Genomic DNA, 17,311 nt, shown 5'->3' on the forward strand with positions numbered 1-17,311 from the left:
TAAATATAAGAAAAAGAGTTAATCGGAAAATAACGATTAACTCTTTTGTTTTTGCATTTATTTTTTATCTTTTATAACGGAATACTGGAAAAGAAAACCAATAACAATGGTGGCAGAATATTCGTCACAAAGCCAAAGGAAATCGCAATAGGTGTGACTTCAATACCTCCCGCTTTTTGGATAATTGGCAAGGTGCAATCTATTGCTGTCGCACCCGTAATCCCAATTGCAGTCGAACGGAAATGACGCATAAATAATGGGATCACAAATAAGCTGACAATTTCACGGGATAAATCATTAAAAAAGGCAATACTGCCCTGTACTGGTCCCCATGCATTGGTCAATACCACACTGGATAACGAATACCACCCCATTCCAGAGGCAAACGCCAGCCCTTGTGTAATTGGCATAGCTAAAACAAAAGCGGCAATCACGCCACCTAATAATGAAGTAAAAGTAAACACCATCCCCGTTTGGAAACCTCGTTTATTGAACAGAGCTTCTTTCAAGGAAATGCCGTTGTTTCTTAGCTGAATTCCTACAAAGAAAATCAATACGATCAACACATACAAATTGATACCAGTAGGCAACATGAGATAGGATTTGAATAAGAAACCACAAAGGGTACCAATCACCACGGTGCCGGAAAGTTTGAGCGAGTCAATTAAGGAGTGCCAGCGAGAATCAATTTTACCTTGTGATTTAAGTGGCTCAGCGGGGTTAAAGCGGTCATAAAGCATCAAACCAATCATATTGGATCCCAAAATGATCGCAGATAGTGTCACCGCAGTTGTGCCAATAATCGGCAGTTTATGCTCTAAATCATCTAACTGGCCGAGTAAATAACCCATTAAGAAAAGAATAATGTAAAGCAAAAACATCACGATATGATTTATTTTTGCAATATAGGATTTATTATTGACCTTTAATAAATAACCTAACACCATTGGTATTAAGACAATTAATAAGCCATTTATCATATCCTGCATCATACATTTCCTTTCTTATTCCATTGAAGCTAGCATACCCCTTTTCTCCCCTTTTTTCAAAGCGCATAAAAAAGTGCAGTCAAAATTGACCGCACTTATAATCATCTAAAAATTAAACTGATTAGCCATTTACTTTACGACGTGCTAACACCGCATCAGATAACTGTTTTAACACGATTTCTGTATCTTCCCAACCGATACAAGCATCAGTGATACTTTGTCCATAAGTCTGAGCTTTACCATCGACTAAATCTTGACGACCTTCAACGATATGACTTTCTACCATAACACCAAAGATCTGTTTTGAACCACCTGAAATTTGGTGGCAAACATCTTCACAAACTTCCATTTGTTTTTTGAATTGTTTGCTACTATTTGCATGGCTGAAATCAATCATAACATGGGGAATACGACCTGATTTTTCGATCTCTGCACAAACTTTTGCAACGTCTTCGGCTTTATAGTTAGGACCTTTATCCCCACCACGTAAAATGATGTGGCAGTCTTCATTTCCTTTTGTTGAAACAATAGCCGAATGACCAAATTTTGTCACAGATAAGAAGTAATGCGAAGCTTCTGCCGCCCCCATTGCATCTAAGGCTACTTTTACGCCACCATTTGTGCCATTTTTAAAGCCTACCGCACAAGATAAGCCTGACGCTAATTCGCGGTGCACTTGAGATTCCGTTGTTCTCGCACCAATTGCGCCCCAGCTCATGAAATCAGCTACATATTGTGGTGTGATCATATCTAAGAACTCACCTGCTGATGGTACGCCTAAGTTGTTAATATCGGATAATAATTTACGTGCAATACGCAAACCATCATTTAAACGATATGTATCATTTAAATAAGGATCGTTAATTAAGCCTTTCCAGCCCACTGTTGTACGCGGTTTTTCAAAGTAAACGCGCATCACCACTTCAAGTGTATCTTTATATTTATCACGTAATACTTTTAAACGTTTTGCGTAATCTAATGCGGCTTTAGGATCATGAATAGAACAAGGACCAATTACCACAAGTAAACGGTCATCTTTCCCATGAATAATATTGTGCGCATGCAAACGGGTTTCATGAACTAAATCAGCCGCTTCTTGACTTGCTGGAAATTTTTCTAATAAGGCAATTGGAGGTAATACCTGATCGACTTTTTCAATTCGGGTATCATCATTTGCAACTTTTACTTCGATTTCTTCTTTCTTCGTCGCCATATGTCACTCTCTAAATCTTAAATGTTGTGCTTAAATCTAATGGCGTTACTCTACACCTATTTTTTGTACTAGTAAACTAGTTCACTTGAATTCTTACACAATTATTATTTGATTGCGTAAGATTTATACTACCTAAGCAGTAAAACAGGGCGTTATTAAACTATATTTCCGCCTTGGCTGGCAAGGTTTTTGACGTAAAAATAGGTTGTACCAGCCCTATTTAAACAGAATGATTCTTTTATCCTTCAAATTAACAAAGAGGTTTAGATAAATGCGGGCAAAAAAAACAATTTCAACATCTATCGCACTTTTTAAAAATATTTTTTCAATGCCCTTGTTTTTACTGAACATCCCCCTCATTTTTTTGTCTGATTGAACACTTATTCAATCATTTATTTTTACTTGGAGAACTCTATGAAGAAAAGAAATTTTGTATTAACCGGTATAGCATTAGGTTTAAGCGTGTTTGCAACCTCTTTATCCGCTCAAGCGGCTATTCCCAATGAGATTGTCGAACAAGGTAGCCTTGCGCCAATGTTAGAAAAAGCACAAGCAGCAGTTGTGACCCTTTCTGTTGAAGGCAAAGCAAAAGCAAACAGCCGCTCAGCATCACCTGATGATATTCCAGAAGAATTTAAATTTTTCTTTGGTGATCAATTTGGCGAACAATTTGGTGGAGATCGTGGTGCATCACGCAACTTCCGAGGTTTAGGTTCTGGCGTGATCATCAATGCAGATAAAGGCTATGTTTTAACTAACAATCACGTGGTAGATGGTGCGGATAAAATCACCGTAAAATTGCAAGACGGACGTGAGTTCAAAGCAAAACTCGTTGGAAAAGATGAACAATCTGATATCGCTTTAGTACAAATCGAAAAACCAACAAATCTCACCGCGATCAAAATGGCTGACTCCGATAAATTACGTGTCGGTGATTTTACCGTTGCTATCGGTAACCCATTTGGTTTAGGTCAAACTGTAACCTCTGGTATCGTTTCAGCACTTGGTCGCTCTACTGGTTCTGATAGCGGTGCTTATGAAAACTATATCCAAACGGATGCTGCGGTAAACCGTGGTAACTCTGGTGGTGCATTATTAAATTTACAAGGTGAATTAATCGGTATTAATACCGCGATTATTTCTCCAAGTGGCGGTAATGCAGGGATTGCCTTTGCAATTCCAAGCAACCAAGCCAATAATCTCGTTCAACAAATCTTAGAATTTGGTGAAGTACGCCGTGGTTTACTCGGTATTAAAGGTGGCGAATTAAATGCTGATTTAGCAAAAGCCTTTAATGTCAGTGCGCAACAAGGTGCATTTGTAAGTGAAGTCATTCCAAATTCTGCTGCCGAGAAAGCCGGCTTAAAAGCAGGTGATGTAATTACCGCAATGAATGGTCAAAAAATTTCAAGTTTCGCCGAAATGCGTGCGAAAATCGCGACTTCTGGTGCGGGTAAAGAAATTGAACTCACTTACTTACGTGATGGCAAAACTGACAACGTAAAAGTAACTTTACAAGCAGACGATGGCTCTCAAACGGCAAGTAAAACAGAACTTCCTGCATTAGATGGTGCAACCTTAAACAACTACGATGCAAAAGGTGTTAAAGGTGTAGAAATTAGTAAAGTACAGCCCAATTCAATGGCGGCACAACGCGGTTTAAAATCGGGTGATATCATCATCGGCATCAACCGTCAGCCAATTGAAAGTACGCAAGACTTACGCAAAGCGCTAGATGAAAAACCATCTGCCGTTGCACTCAATATCTTACGTGGTAAAAACAACTTCTACTTATTAGTGCAATAAAATAAAAAGAGCGGTCAATTTGACCGCTCTTTTTCTTTATTCAGATATCATAAACTGCTCTCTCAATTGATGAAGCTGATCACGTACAGCAGCGGCTTTTTCAAATTCGAGATCTTGAGCAAATTTATACATTTGTTGTTCCAATTTCTTAATTTGTTGTTGGAATTCTTTGGCTGATTTAGGCGCATTGTAAAGTGCGGTCGGTTCAGCCGCCGTTTTACCACGCTGTTTCGATTTGGCTTTTTGATTTGCACCTTGACCAATATCTAACAACTCACCGACTTTCTTATTCAATGCCTGTGGAACAATGCCGTGCTCTTCATTGTATTTCATTTGTTTTTCACGACGGCGATTCGTCTCTGTAATGGCTTTTTCCATAGATTTAGTAATGCTATCAGCATACAAAATTGCTTTACCATTTAAGTTTCGAGCAGCACGACCGATGGTTTGGATTAAGGAACGTTCAGAACGCAAGAAACCTTCTTTATCCGCATCTAAAATCGCCACAAGAGAAACTTCTGGAATATCCAAGCCCTCACGTAACAAGTTGATACCAACCAATACATCAAACTCGCCTAAACGTAAATCACGAATAATCTCTACGCGCTCAACGGTATCAATATCTGAATGCAAATAACGCACACGAATGCCGTGTTCGTCTAAGTAATCCGTTAAATCTTCCGCCATTTTCTTCGTCAGCGTTGTCACTAAAACACGCTCATTTTTGTCCGCCCTTTGACGCGCTTCAGACAGCAAATCATCCACTTGAATAGATACTGGGCGAATTTCAATTTGCGGATCGAGTAAGCCCGTTGGACGTACCACCTGATCGACAATTTCAGTGCCTGATTTTTCCAACTCATAAGGGCCTGGCGTTGCGGAAACGTAAATCGTCTGCGGCGCTAAACGTTCGAATTCTTCAAAGCGTAATGGACGGTTATCCAATGCAGAAGGTAAACGGAAACCATATTCCACTAAGGTTTCTTTACGAGAGCGGTCACCACGATACATCCCACCAATTTGCGGTACAGTCACGTGTGATTCATCAATAATCAAAATCGCATCAGACGGCATATAATCAAACAATGTCGGAGGCGGTTCGCCTTCATTTCGACCAGAAAGATAGCGTGAATAGTTTTCGATGCCTGAGCAATAGCCGAGCTCGTTCATCATCTCAATGTCAAATTGTGTACGTTGGGTAATACGCTGCTCTTCCAACAATTTATGCTCTTTGATGAAATACTCACGGCGTTGCACAAGCTCCGCTTTGATTTTTTCAATAGCATCTAAAATACGTTCTCTTGGTGTTACATAGTGGGTTTTCGGATAAACCGTAAAACGTGGAACAGCGCCGAAACTAGTACCCGTTAAAGGATCAAATAAACTTAAACGTTCAATTTCATCATCAAATAATTCAATTCGTACCGCTCGATCGTCTGATTCTGCAGGGAAAATATCAATCACTTCACCGCGCACACGGAATGTACCACGCTGAAAAGCTTGATCGTTTCTTGTATATTGTAATTCCGCCAACTTCGCTAAAATCTGACGTTGATCGATAATTGCCCCTTGTTGTAAATGCAACATCATTTGCAAATAGCTATCAGGGTCTCCCAAACCATAAATTGCCGAAACAGATGCGACTACGATAGTATCTCGACGCTCTAAGAACGACTTGGTAGCTGAAAGACGCATCTGTTCAATTTGATCATTAATTGAAGCATCTTTTTCGATAAAGGTATCACTACTCGGTACATAAGCTTCCGGCTGATAATAATCATAGTATGAGACGAAATATTCCACCGCGTTTTCAGGAAAGAACGCTTTCATTTCTGCATAAAGCTGAGCGGCAAGCGTTTTATTTGGGGCAAGCAACATTGCTGGACGGTTTAACGTTGCTATAACATTCGCAATGGTAAAGGTTTTACCTGATCCTGTTACCCCGAGAAGGGTTTGATGGGCCAAACCATCCTCTAAATTTTCGACTAATTTTTCGATTGCTTGGGGCTGATCGCCAGAAGGTTTAAAATCGGAATGAAGGATAAAAGGCTTAGTATTAATTTTCTCTGCCATAAGTGCGGTCAATTTTTTTACTGTTTTAGAAGTGTGGCTATTTTAGCACATTTATTACTCCAAATTGAGCGATAAAAATCCAAGTTTTACACATACTTAGGCGTGTCAAGTCTTAAACACTTCAAAATTGAAACATATTTTATTTTTTTTGCTGGACTTTATATAACATATTGATATTTAAGAAAATATCAACGAATGGCTAATAGATGAACAATTTGAGACAAAGCCAGTCTGCACCAGTGGTTGACCATTTTAAACAAAAACAATCCACAAAGTTATCCACAGGCTTTGTGGATAGCAAAAACGGTAAATTTTTTTATAATTTTTTTCATTTTGAGTATTGACAAGCGACAGGTCGCTCATTAAAATGCGCGCCTATTCTTTGTGATACCAAATTTATTCCTCCTTAGTTCAGTCGGTAGAACGGTGGACTGTTAATCCATATGTCGCAGGTTCGAGTCCCGCAGGAGGAGCCAAATTTCTCTTTTGGTTTAGCTTTCGTTTGTCTCCTTTTACGAATCCTAAATTTGTAGCCAAAAGAATTTAAGCCCATCGTGTTGATGGGCTTTATTTTTATCTAATCAATGCTTATTTGATAAATTATCAGGCTAATTTAATGATGAGCGGTCATCCATTAAGTTATCACATTCCCAGCCAATATAGTCGCCTGAAAACTCCATAGCTAATTTTTCAAAGCGCTCTACCCACTCGAAGATCTCATTACTGTCTAATGAAAGCTCTTGCTCCAATTTCACCATGAAATAAGGCTGTTCATCGTCTTCCGTCTGGATGGCTTGGCTTGAATATTTCAACGTACTAAAAGACACTTTTCCAAGCGTTAGTTCATCCATAAAGGGAAACATTTTTTCTTCTTCATCAAAATGGAAAGTATGCTCAATCAAATAAGTATCACTTAAATTACGTCCTTTGCTGTTCAGCATACTTAAAATCTCTTCCGTCGCATTTAATTTCATTTCCAATGGAGAAGCCAATAAGAAATCGAAATAGGTATCCCAATTGGGATCATCCTGCACATTGATTTCTGAGACAAAATCAAGCTGCTGAAGCGTTTCTTTAAGCAAAGCATCGTGTTCACAATAAAAATGCATTTTTGCCTGATGGTTACAAATAAAGTGCCCAGCAAAGAAAACATTCGGAAGTGCGGTCAATTGTGCAAGGATTTTAAAAAGACGATTAATTAATTTTTCATATTCGTCTTCATTCGGCAAACCATCCTCATCTCCCTGATAAGGCACGGTAAATTGCACAACCTTACTGAGATGTTTACCATGATAAACATCTAAATCTTCAATATTTGCGGTAAACACGGCAGGCATACCATTCACTTGTGAACGGTAATTCTGCCAATTTGCCATATCCATGCTGCTTTCCTATTTAAACTCTGCCCAGATTGGTGCGTGATCGGACGGTTTTTCCATCGCACGAATATCCAATGCAATGCCGACGTCCACGCAACGCTCTGCTAATTGATGATTCACTAAAATATGATCGATACGTAATCCACGGTTATCATCGAAACCTTTTGAGCGATAATCAAACCACGAGAATTTATCATTGACTGTTGGGTTTAATTTACGGAACGTATCTTCCAATCCATAATCGTATAAGCGTTGATACCATTCACGCTCTTCGGGTAAAAATGAACATTTACCAGTACGCAACCAACGTTTGCGGTTTTCATCGCCGATACCAATATCCAAATCGCTTGGACTGATATTCATATCGCCCATAATTAAAACCGGATTAGCTTTATCATGATCTTGCTCTAAATAACGTTGAAGATCCGCATAAAATTTTTCTTTTGCCGGAAACTTCGTTTCATGAGCACGGCTTTCCCCTTGTGGGAAATAGCCATTAATTACCGTTAACAAACCAAACGGGGTTTCTAAATCTGCCATAATAATGCGTTTTTGCGCATCTTCATTATCGGTTGGAAAACCACGACGTACCGCTTTTGGTTCTTGTTTGGTTAACAGTGCTACACCATAGTGGCCTTTTTGTCCGTGATGAAAAACGTGATAGCCCAGATTTTCAGTAATTGCATAAGGAAAATCCTCATCTGCTACTTTGATTTCTTGTAAACCAATCACATCCGGTTGGTATTTTTCAATAATTGCTTCAAGTTGATGAGGACGAGCACGTAACCCATTAATATTAAAAGAGATAAATTTCATTTTTGTTCCTAATGTGAAAAATTGGGTCTATTATACAAAATAATTGAAATCTTAACCGCACTTTTCCTGTTCAGTTGAGTCCGCTAGTACTGAGCTAAATTTTTGAATCTGAGACATGACACCTTGACGATACCACCACTCCCCTTCTTTCGGTGGGCTAAACACATCAAATGACTGACCTTTAAATTCAAATTGCAATCTTGCAGCATGCAAATAAGTGCGGTCAATATTTTCAGTGTTTTTACCATAAAGCGAATCACCTAAAATCGGACTCCCTAAGCTTTTCATCGTGACACGCAATTGATGGGTTTTACCGGTTTGTGGTTTTAAAATAAATAACCGTAAATTGGGCTCGCAACTTACACTTTCAAAACGCGTAATTGCCGGATTTTCTTTCGATTGGCAAAGTTTCCAAGCCCCATTACGAGACTTTTGCATATCGCCGACAATCAATCCTTGTTTCTTTTTGGGCTTTTGATTGCTGAGAGCAAGGTAAGTCTTTTGGATATGGTGTTCAGAAAAAAGTCGGAAAAATTCAGCCGCACTTTCGGCATTTAGTGCCAAAATAAGTAAACCTGATGTCACTTTATCTAATCGATGTACAAGCCAGACTTGTGGCACATTAAGCTGCCTGGCAAGCAAAGTGGTTAAACCAATTTTACTTTGATCTTTATGCACACTTAGCCCACAAGGCTTATAAATAATGATAAAATCATCCGTCTGATAAACAATGTCTAATTTCATAAGTGCGGTCAAAAATTAATGAGTTTTGAACATATTATACTGGTTTATATTATTCCCGTGTTAATTTGGATGGCAGTTATTTCTGTCACATTGCGTTTACTCGTCAAAAAACAAGCGGTTTCTGCTACGTTGTCATGGCTGATGATTATCTACCTTGTGCCACTGATTGGCGTTATTGCTTATTTAATTTTTGGTGAGATTAAACTCGGTACTCGCCGAGCCAAAGTATTTCAATCATTAAAACCTAAATATACACAATGGCTTCAGCAGCTGTCTGGGCAAAAAGATCTGGTTGCGCATTCCCAGGATCCTCGTTATCGTGCTTTATTTAAACTAGTCCACCACCGCTTAGGTATTCCGAATATTCGCGGTAATGAATTACATATTCTCGATACTCCAGAAAGCATTATTCGAAGTATCATCCGTGATATTCAACAAGCTCGCCACTCCATTAATATGGTGTTTTATATTTGGAGCAATGATGGTCTGATTAATGACGTTAAACAAGCCTTAGAAGAAGCCGTGCAACGTGGTGTTAAAGTTTGTCTTTTACTCGATTCCGTTGGCAGTAATGCTTTTTTGAAAAGCCCGATTTGTAAAGAAATGCGAACAAAAGGCATTGAGATTACAGAAGCGCTACACGTAAACTTATTCCGCATGTTCTTCAACCGGATTGATTTACGCCAACACCGTAAAATTATCGTCATTGATAATCAAATTGCCTATACAGGAAGTATGAATATGGTGGACCCCAATTTCTTCAAACAAGATAGCAACGTAGGAAATTGGATAGACGTGATGGTGAGAATCAACGGCCCTGTTTCACCAATTTTAAACAGCTTACATGCTTGGGATTGGGAAATTGAAACGACAGAAGAATTACCCCTGTTATTACCAAATTGTCCGCTTGTAGAAATTGATGATAACGACACCCATTCTGTGCAAGTTATTGCGAGTGGCCCCGCGTTCCCGGATGATTTAATTGCGCAATCTCTTGCAACGGTTATTTATGCAGCTAGAGAAAGCATTGTGATCACATCACCTTACTTTGTGCCAAGTCACAATATTGCTGAAGCATTACGTATTGCCGCATTCCGTGGCGTTGATATCACGCTCATTTTACCTAAAAACAATGATTCCTTGATGGTTCGTTGGGCAAGTCGAACATTCTTTGATGATTTACTCGAAGCAGGTGTCAAAATTTATCATTTTGAAGCAGGACTTCTACATACGAAAAGTGTGTTAATCGATAATAAGCTCGCGCTCGTTGGTACAGTAAATATGGATTTACGCAGTTTCCTGCTTAACTTTGAAATCACTGTTGCCGTAGAAGATCGTAATTTTGCTAATGAAGTTGCCACACTCCATGAAAATTATTTAGCGAATTCTTCCGCTCTCGATATGCAAGAATGGATAAATCGTCCTTTCTATCATCGAATCATCGAGCGGTTATTTTTCTTGTTTAGTCCATTACTCTAAATTTCACAATAAATACAAAAAGGGCATACTATACTACACAGTACGCCCTTTCTTTTTTCATTTTAGGATTAACGTTTCTTCACGATAAACACTAAAGCTACTAAAACAACTGCTGTTGTTACAAATCCAGCTAAACCTGATTCTGTAAAGCCTACCACAATGTAGCCTACCGCACTTGCTGTCGCAACAGTTGCTGCATAAGGTAATTGTGTGGTGACGTGATCCATGTGGTTACATTTTGCCCCAGTTGATGACAGAATCGTTGTATCCGAAACCGGTGAACAGTGGTCGCCACATACTGCGCCAGCCATAACTGCAGACAGACAAGGAAGTAATAACTCTGGTGCTGAGTTAGTCGCCATTGCCGCAGCGATTGGTAACATGATGCCAAATGTTCCCCAGCTTGTCCCTGTTGAGAATGCCATTGCTGAACCAAGGATAAATAAAATTACAGGTAAAAATTGAACTGGAATACTGCCACTCACTAAAGAGGATAAGTATTTACCGGTTTGTGCATCCCCAACCACTTTATTGATTGTCCACGCAAAGAACAGAATAGCAATTGCACCTAACATCGATTTAATGCCAGCAATCCATGCTTTTCCGTATTCTGGTAAAGAAACTTGGCGCTCAAGAATAATCAATAATGTTGACATAGCAACCGCACTTGAACCACCAACAACAAGCGAAATACCTACTGTTGTATTTTCAAATGCACCTAAGAGACTAAATGGTTTTCCATCTGCTGCTAAGGCCTCACTACCGGTGTGAATCATCATAAAAACAGTGACGGTAATTAAGACTAAAATCGGTAAAATTAAGTTGCGAACTTTACCTTTCACACCTTCAATGACTTCTTCTTTATAATCGCGTTCCATCGCTAATTTTTCATGACGTGCCATTGACGCAATATCAAATGAGAAATAAGCCACAAAGAATACCATCAATAATGAGAAGATCGCATAGTAGTTCATTGAACTCATGGCAACGAATGCACCCATTGGGGTATAAGACGTAATAGAATACGTTGCCAATAAACCTGCTACGAGAGTAATAATGTATGCCCCCCAGCTTGATACTGGCATCATGACACACATTGGTGCAGCAGTAGAATCAAGAATGTACGCTAATTTTGCACGAGAAACTTTGAAACGATCAGTAACTGGACGTGCAATCGCACCTACAGCAAGACTGTGGAAGTAATCATCGATAAATGTCACAAACACTAAAGATGCCGCTAATAATTTCGCACCGCGACGACCTTTAATTTTATTTTGTGCCCATTCAGCAAACGCACGGTTGCTGCCTGACACAGTTAAAAGTGCGGTCAATACGCCAAGTAAAACTAAGAAAAACACGATATTCATATTTGAATTCATGCCTTCTTCGCTACTATAAACTAATGCCACAACATTATCTTTTAAATAAATAAGTGCATTCAATGGATTGAAATCAACCAACATTAACGCACCGACAATAATCCCAGCACTGAGGGACACCAAAACCCGACGAGTTGCAATTGCTAAAATAATCGCAAGTAATGCGGGTATAATTGAATAAATAGATGAAGAATAATCGACTAGTTCCATTAAGTTATACCTAATAATTTAATGGAGACAACGGCAAGAAAAGACACAATTATGACCAGACCGAACCGTAGCGCTCCATAGTTAATACACAAAAACTATGACAGTCACGTTCCTTTCGAAGACGTGACCAACCGAATAAGATGACGCCTATTCGATTTCGGCAATCATTCCTTTCCTTTCCCTTCAACGCTATCCACTCCAGGAAAATACTTATAATGACCGCACCTCTACTGTTGTATAGGATGGTGAGAGATTACATTAAAATGAATAAAATTACCAATAAAATCTTGCACTTTCAGTGAAATCTATTCTTTTATTAAAAATGACGTATTAAGTTGTTAATTCATTGTTACACAATTTTATGAGTGAACGATTGCAATAGTATAGAAAACAGGTCACTCCATAATATGGAGTATGATGAGATCAGACCAATTAATTCTTTAATTTAGACGAATTAATATTTACCAAATATATTATTTTCGTTATTATTGTCTTCCTTAAAATAATTAAGCATTCACACACATAAAAAAGAGGACATCATGAACGAATTAACAAAAGGTTTAACTAACCTTCGTAGTTTACGCGCCGCTGTACGCGATTTAACATTAGAACAAGCTGAAAGTTCACTTTTAAAATTACAAGCTGCTGTTGAAGAAAAACGTGCTCAAGCAGCTGAAATTGAACAAGCTGAACAAGAGCGTCGTGCGCGTATCGCAAAATATAAAGAATTAATTAAACAAGAAGGCATCACTGCGGAAGAATTAACCGCTATTATTGGTATTGCGCCTTCTTCAATTCGTAAAAAACGTGAACCTCGCCCAGCAAAATACAAATATACTGATGAAACTGGTCAAGAAAGAACATGGACTGGTCAAGGCCGTACACCTCGTGTGATTCAAAAAGCCTTAGATAAAGGTGCCTCTTTAGCTTCTTTTGAAATCTAATTTCACATTAACAATGTAGAACCCATTTTTATGGGTTCTCTTTTTTTATTTATCTTGCAAAATATTCATTATGTTAGAAAAGAAAATATTACTGACTGACTGCCCTGATGATAAAGGCTTAATCGCCAAAATCACCAATATTTGTTACAAACATCAATTAAATATTCTTCACAATAATGAGTTCGTTGATTTCGAAACAAAGCATTTCTTTATGCGTACCGAATTGGAAGGTATTTTCAACGAAGAAACTTTGTTAGCTGACTTAAATTATAGCTTGCCAGCTGGGACAAATTGCCGCCTAATCAGTGCTAAACGTAAACGTATCGTGATTTTAGTCACCAAAGAAGCGCACTGCTTAGGTGATATTTTAATGAAAAATTACTACGGTGCATTAGATGTAGAAATTGCGGCAGTAATTGGTAATCACGATAATTTACGCGAATTAGTTGAACGCTTTGATATTCCATTCCATTGTGTCAGCCATGAAGGCCTCACGCGTGTGGAACACGATAAATTACTGGCTGAAAAAATTGATGAATATGCGCCTGATTACATTGTATTAGCAAAATATATGCGTGTATTAAATCCAGAATTCGTGGCGCGTTATCCAAATCGTGTGATTAATATTCACCACTCATTCTTACCCGCATTTATTGGTGCCAAACCCTATCAACAAGCTTATGAGCGCGGCGTAAAAATTATTGGTGCAACAGCCCACTTTATTAATAACGAATTGGATCAAGGTCCGATTATTATGCAAAATGTGATTAATGTGGATCACACCTACTCTGCCGATGCCATGATGCGTGCAGGGCGTGATGTGGAAAAAACAGTATTAAGCCGTGCGCTTGATCTTGCCTTACATGATCGTATTTTTGTGTATAAAAACAAAACGGTGGTCTTGTAATGAAAGCTATCACCTTAGAGCCGATTTCTCGTATTGAAGGTGAAATCAACTTACCTGGTTCGAAAAGTTTATCGAACCGAGCATTATTATTAGCGGCATTAGCTAAAGGCACCACAACGGTCACTAACCTGTTAGACAGTGATGATATTCGTCATATGTTAAACGCCCTTAAAGCGTTAGGGGTGAATTACCAACTTTCTGAAGATAAAACTTGCTGTGAAGTTGAAGGCTTAGGTGGTGCATTTCAAGTTGAAAATGGCTTATCACTTTTTCTTGGCAATGCTGGTACGGCCATGCGTCCTTTGACGGCTGCACTTTGTTTAAAAGGCAAAACTGAAGGCGAAGTCATTTTGACTGGTGAGCCACGTATGAAAGAGCGCCCAATCAAACATTTGGTTGATGCGCTTCTTCAAGCGGGTGCCGATGTTCGTTATTTAGAAAATGACGGCTACCCTCCACTTGCAATTCGCAATCAAGGGATTAAAGGTGGCGTAGTTGAAATTGACGGTTCAATTTCTTCTCAATTTTTGACCGCACTTTTAATGGCTGCTCCGCTTGCTGAGGGCGATTTAGATATCCATATTGTGGGTGATTTAGTCTCAAAACCTTATATTGATATCACCCTCGCGATGATGAAAGATTTTGGTGTTTCGGTTGAAAATCAAGATTATCAAGTGTTTAAGGTGAAAGGTAACCAATCCTATGTGTCACCGGGCAAATACATGGTGGAAGGTGATGCTTCATCTGCTTCTTATTTCCTCGCCGCTGCCGCAATTAAAGGCAACGTAAAAGTGACGGGAATTGGCAAACATTCCATTCAAGGCGACCGTCTATTTGCCGATGTGCTAGAAAAAATGGGTGCAAAAATCACTTGGAGTGAAGATTTTATTCAGGCAGAACAAGCTGAGCTCCATGGCATTGATATGGATATGAACCACATTCCTGATGCAGCCATGACGATTGCCACAACTGCCTTATTTGCAAAGGGTGAAACCGTTATTCGCAATATTTATAACTGGCGAGTGAAAGAAACTGATCGCCTTGCTGCAATGGCTGCTGAGTTACGAAAAGTCGGTGCGGAAGTTGAAGAAGGTGAAGATTTTATTCGAATTCAACCGCTTGCCCTTTCTCAATTTAAACATGCCGAAATTGAGACCTATAACGATCATCGTATGGCAATGTGCTTTGCTCTAATTGCATTGTCGGATACCCCCGTCACGATTTTAGATCCAAAATGTACGGCTAAAACGTTCCCAACATTCTTCGATGAATTTGAGAAATTAAGTATTCGAAACTAATTGCTAAAATAACAAAAGGCGAACAAATTGATGTTCGCCTTTTTCTTTTTTAAAACACCGTCAAAAATGACCGCACTTTTCAACTACTCTGCTGAAGTTGGGATTTTATGGCGAATCATCCAATAGATACTCAAAGCAAGTAAGGCACAGATTAGAATAACGAAGGATGTTGAATAGAAAATATTGCCGATACCCACTAACGGAGATACTACACCACCTAAAAAGAAAGGTGCAAAACCTAACAAAGCGGATGCACTGCCTGCATATTGGCGCTCACTTTCCATGGCTAAAGAAGAAATAGCTGGGAAAGTAATACCCATTAATAACAACATTGCAAAGAAACCGATTTCAATAAATAACCAGTAAGGCTGAATAATCAATACCGCAATGGTATAAAGTGCAGCAACCACAAAAGCAAAAACACCAATAGCTAAAGCCTGACGATTTGGCAATTTACCGCCAATATTTGCTCCAATGACTAACGCTGCCCCATTTGCACCAAAACATAAACTAAAGATAAATGCACTCAACCCATAGAAGCTTTGGAAAATAAATGGCGAAGCCGCAATATAGGCAAACATGGAACCAAGCAAGAAACTTTGAATTCCTACATAGCTCATAAATAAGCGATTTTTGATAATCACACCAAAAGTCAAAAAGGTGGAAAATATTGAACCTTGTAAGCGATTTTCGACACTTAAGCTTTCTTTTAGACGGAAGCTGAAAATCAAAACAATCACACCAATCAATGCAAGGAAAACAAATACACCTTTCCAACTGATGTATTCCAACAATAAACTACCAAGGATTGGTGAAATAATTGGCGCGAGTCCATTAATTGTCATTAATAAACCAAAGAAACGTGTCATTTCACGCCCACGATAAAGATCCGTTGCAACCGCACGAGAAATAACAACACTTCCTGCCGAAGAAAGTCCTTGAATCACACGCAAAACAATCATCGTTTCAATATTTGGTGAAAACACAATTAAAACCGTACTGATGATATAAATGACTAATGAAATAATAAGCGGTTTTTTTCGACCAAATTTATCACTGAGTGGCCCAAGAAGTAACTGTCCTAGCGCTAAACCAATCATGGCTGTGGTAAGCGTAAGCTGTGTCATTGAGGCATTCGTTTCAAAAAAGCTCGCGAGTTGTGGCAGTGAAGGTAAATAAAGATCCACTACAAATGGTCCAAATGCAGAAAGGACGCCGAGTAATAAAACAAGAAAAAGTTTTGAATTTGCTTTCGCCATGAAAATCCTCAAGAAAAATAAAAATCGAAATAAAAATGAAAGGGCAGATTTTAACCTATATCCGTACAATTAATAAACAAAAAAGCACCGATTATTCGGTGCTTTTGCTCATTACTTCTGAATAGAAGATAAAAATTCTTTGCGAGTTTCGCGATCTTCTAAAAAGACCCCGCCATAGGCTGATGTCACAGTATAACTGTGGGTATCTTTTACCCCGCGAGCTTTCACACAGAAATGTGTCGCTTTCACATAAACTGCCACATCATCGGTTTCTAAAATGGTTTGAAATGCCGTTAAAAGCTGTTCGGTTAAACGCTCTTGCACTTGCGGACGCTGCGCAAAAAACGCCACAATGCGATTGATTTTAGACAAGCCAATCACCCAATCTTTGGGATAATATGCCACAGCAACATTGCCATCAATTGTCACAAAATGGTGTTCGCAAGTACTGGTTAAGGTGATGTCATTCACTTGCACCATTTCGCTCACTTTCATTTGGTTTTTGATTTTTGTCATTTTCGGGAAATTGGCATAATCCATTCCACTGAAAATTTCATCAATAAACATTTTGGCTAAGCGATTTGGTGTTTCTTCTAGGCTATCATCACGTAGATCTAACCCAATCAATTTCATCACTTCACGCATATGCGAAGCTATCGCCTCACGGCGCTCATCTTTACATTGAGTCGGATCAATCATTGGGGTTTCGATGCCTTTGGCTACCAAGGCTCGGCGGACATTTTCCGCATCAGGTGAAATCGCGTTCATTCACTTTCCATTTATAAAAAAATAATGCGGCATTTTAGCAAAAGATG

General features: G+C 38.9%; 14 protein-coding genes, 1 tRNA gene and 1 riboswitch. Of the genes, 6 read left to right on the forward strand and 9 right to left on the reverse strand.

Features of this window, described 5'->3' with window-relative positions; genetic code table 11:
* Window positions 1-71: 71 nt before the first annotated feature.
* Together DPV81_RS08455 and aroG are read right to left on the reverse strand one after the other, a co-directional pair.
* On the reverse strand, window positions 72-989 hold the full coding sequence (locus DPV81_RS08455; RefSeq protein WP_207930110.1) for a LysO family transporter: 918 nt from the start codon (window positions 987-989) through the stop codon (window positions 72-74).
* A 121-nt stretch (window positions 990-1,110) separates the two neighbouring features.
* Window positions 1,111-2,202: a 3-deoxy-7-phosphoheptulonate synthase AroG gene (gene aroG / locus DPV81_RS08460; RefSeq protein WP_111387865.1), complete on the reverse strand. Its 1,092-nt coding sequence runs from the start codon at window positions 2,200-2,202 to the stop codon at window positions 1,111-1,113.
* Between the two features lie 414 nt (window positions 2,203-2,616).
* Here aroG and DPV81_RS08465 point away from each other — a divergent pair, with 414 nt between their 5' ends.
* The gene (locus tag DPV81_RS08465) at window positions 2,617-4,008 is read left to right on the forward strand and encodes a DegQ family serine endoprotease (RefSeq protein ID WP_102704295.1); all 1,392 of its coding nucleotides are present in this window, start codon (window positions 2,617-2,619) and stop codon (window positions 4,006-4,008) included.
* Window positions 4,009-4,044: 36 nt separating this feature from the next.
* Here the strand turns inward: DPV81_RS08465 and uvrB are convergent, their stop codons facing one another.
* Window positions 4,045-6,081: an excinuclease ABC subunit UvrB gene (uvrB, locus tag DPV81_RS08470; protein ID WP_070867783.1), complete on the reverse strand. Its 2,037-nt coding sequence runs from the start codon at window positions 6,079-6,081 to the stop codon at window positions 4,045-4,047.
* 400 nt (window positions 6,082-6,481) lie between these two features.
* Here uvrB and DPV81_RS08475 point away from each other — a divergent pair.
* A tRNA-Asn gene (locus DPV81_RS08475) sits at window positions 6,482-6,557 on the forward strand.
* Between the two features lie 132 nt (window positions 6,558-6,689).
* Here the strand turns inward: DPV81_RS08475 and DPV81_RS08480 are convergent.
* The 3 genes from DPV81_RS08480 to DPV81_RS08490 are packed head-to-tail and all read right to left on the reverse strand — an operon-like array spanning window position 6,690 to window position 9,020.
* A complete protein-coding gene (locus DPV81_RS08480; RefSeq protein WP_111387867.1) occupies window positions 6,690-7,463 on the reverse strand; it encodes a TIGR01619 family protein in 774 nt (257 codons plus the stop codon).
* A 9-nt stretch (window positions 7,464-7,472) separates the two neighbouring features.
* Window positions 7,473-8,276: an exodeoxyribonuclease III gene (xthA, locus tag DPV81_RS08485; protein ID WP_049365824.1), complete on the reverse strand. Its 804-nt coding sequence runs from the start codon at window positions 8,274-8,276 to the stop codon at window positions 7,473-7,475.
* Window positions 8,277-8,327: 51 nt separating this feature from the next.
* Window positions 8,328-9,020, reverse strand: coding sequence for a TIGR01621 family pseudouridine synthase (locus DPV81_RS08490; protein ID WP_111387869.1), 693 nt, complete (start codon window positions 9,018-9,020; stop codon window positions 8,328-8,330).
* An 18-nt stretch (window positions 9,021-9,038) separates the two neighbouring features.
* Here DPV81_RS08490 and cls point away from each other — a divergent pair, with 18 nt between their 5' ends.
* Window positions 9,039-10,499 carry a cardiolipin synthase gene (gene cls, locus DPV81_RS08495; RefSeq protein ID WP_111387871.1) on the forward strand — a complete coding sequence of 487 codons (1,461 nt, stop codon included), beginning with the start codon at window positions 9,039-9,041 and terminating at the stop codon, window positions 10,497-10,499.
* Window positions 10,500-10,567: 68 nt separating this feature from the next.
* Here the strand turns inward: cls and DPV81_RS08500 are convergent, their stop codons facing one another.
* Window positions 10,568-12,088, reverse strand: a complete 1,521-nt coding sequence (locus DPV81_RS08500) for a Na+/H+ antiporter NhaC family protein (RefSeq protein ID WP_014065517.1) — start codon at window positions 12,086-12,088, stop codon at window positions 10,568-10,570.
* Window positions 12,089-12,148: 60 nt separating this feature from the next.
* Window positions 12,149-12,326: riboswitch (Lysine riboswitch) on the reverse strand.
* 301 nt (window positions 12,327-12,627) lie between these two features.
* Between DPV81_RS08500 and DPV81_RS08505 the strand changes: the two genes are divergently transcribed.
* The 3 genes from DPV81_RS08505 (at window position 12,628) to aroA (ending at window position 15,237) form a co-directional block, all read left to right on the forward strand.
* A complete protein-coding gene (locus tag DPV81_RS08505) occupies window positions 12,628-13,032 on the forward strand; it encodes an H-NS family histone-like protein (RefSeq protein WP_049365820.1) in 405 nt (134 codons plus the stop codon).
* A 70-nt stretch (window positions 13,033-13,102) separates the two neighbouring features.
* Complete coding sequence (gene purU / locus DPV81_RS08510) at window positions 13,103-13,939, forward strand: formyltetrahydrofolate deformylase (RefSeq protein ID WP_049365819.1); 837 nt, start codon at window positions 13,103-13,105, stop codon at window positions 13,937-13,939.
* Entirely contained in the window at window positions 13,939-15,237 is a 1,299-nt protein-coding gene (gene aroA, locus DPV81_RS08515; protein WP_111387873.1) for a 3-phosphoshikimate 1-carboxyvinyltransferase, read from the forward strand. Before purU ends, aroA begins: the two co-directional genes overlap by 1 nt.
* Before the next feature lie 83 nt (window positions 15,238-15,320).
* Here aroA and DPV81_RS08520 read toward each other — a convergent pair whose 3' ends face one another.
* Entirely contained in the window at window positions 15,321-16,496 is a 1,176-nt protein-coding gene (locus tag DPV81_RS08520; protein WP_049368838.1) for a multidrug effflux MFS transporter, read from the reverse strand.
* 111 nt (window positions 16,497-16,607) lie between these two features.
* Complete coding sequence (gene folE / locus DPV81_RS08525) at window positions 16,608-17,264, reverse strand: GTP cyclohydrolase I FolE (protein WP_049375989.1); 657 nt, start codon at window positions 17,262-17,264, stop codon at window positions 16,608-16,610.
* Window positions 17,265-17,311 lie beyond the last annotated feature (47 nt).

The sequence above is a fragment of the Haemophilus parainfluenzae genome, assembly GCF_003252795.1.
In the GTDB taxonomy this organism is placed as follows: Bacteria; Pseudomonadota; Gammaproteobacteria; order Enterobacterales; family Pasteurellaceae; genus Haemophilus_D; species Haemophilus_D parainfluenzae_K.

Coding starts and splice junctions, on each gene's coding strand:
- DPV81_RS08455 (WP_207930110.1), bottom strand. CDS start 989: ATGCAGGATATGATAAATGGCTTATTAATTGTCTTAATACCAATGGTG.
- aroG (WP_111387865.1), bottom strand. CDS start 2,202: ATGGCGACGAAGAAAGAAGAAATCGAAGTAAAAGTTGCAAATGATGAT.
- DPV81_RS08465 (WP_102704295.1), top strand. CDS start 2,617: ATGAAGAAAAGAAATTTTGTATTAACCGGTATAGCATTAGGTTTAAGC.
- uvrB (WP_070867783.1), bottom strand. CDS start 6,081: ATGGCAGAGAAAATTAATACTAAGCCTTTTATCCTTCATTCCGATTTT.
- DPV81_RS08480 (WP_111387867.1), bottom strand. CDS start 7,463: ATGGATATGGCAAATTGGCAGAATTACCGTTCACAAGTGAATGGTATG.
- xthA (WP_049365824.1), bottom strand. CDS start 8,276: ATGAAATTTATCTCTTTTAATATTAATGGGTTACGTGCTCGTCCTCAT.
- DPV81_RS08490 (WP_111387869.1), bottom strand. CDS start 9,020: ATGAAATTAGACATTGTTTATCAGACGGATGATTTTATCATTATTTAT.
- cls (WP_111387871.1), top strand. CDS start 9,039: ATGAGTTTTGAACATATTATACTGGTTTATATTATTCCCGTGTTAATT.
- DPV81_RS08500 (WP_014065517.1), bottom strand. CDS start 12,088: ATGGAACTAGTCGATTATTCTTCATCTATTTATTCAATTATACCCGCA.
- DPV81_RS08505 (WP_049365820.1), top strand. CDS start 12,628: ATGAACGAATTAACAAAAGGTTTAACTAACCTTCGTAGTTTACGCGCC.
- purU (WP_049365819.1), top strand. CDS start 13,103: ATGTTAGAAAAGAAAATATTACTGACTGACTGCCCTGATGATAAAGGC.
- aroA (WP_111387873.1), top strand. CDS start 13,939: ATGAAAGCTATCACCTTAGAGCCGATTTCTCGTATTGAAGGTGAAATC.
- DPV81_RS08520 (WP_049368838.1), bottom strand. CDS start 16,496: ATGGCGAAAGCAAATTCAAAACTTTTTCTTGTTTTATTACTCGGCGTC.
- folE (WP_049375989.1), bottom strand. CDS start 17,264: ATGAACGCGATTTCACCTGATGCGGAAAATGTCCGCCGAGCCTTGGTA.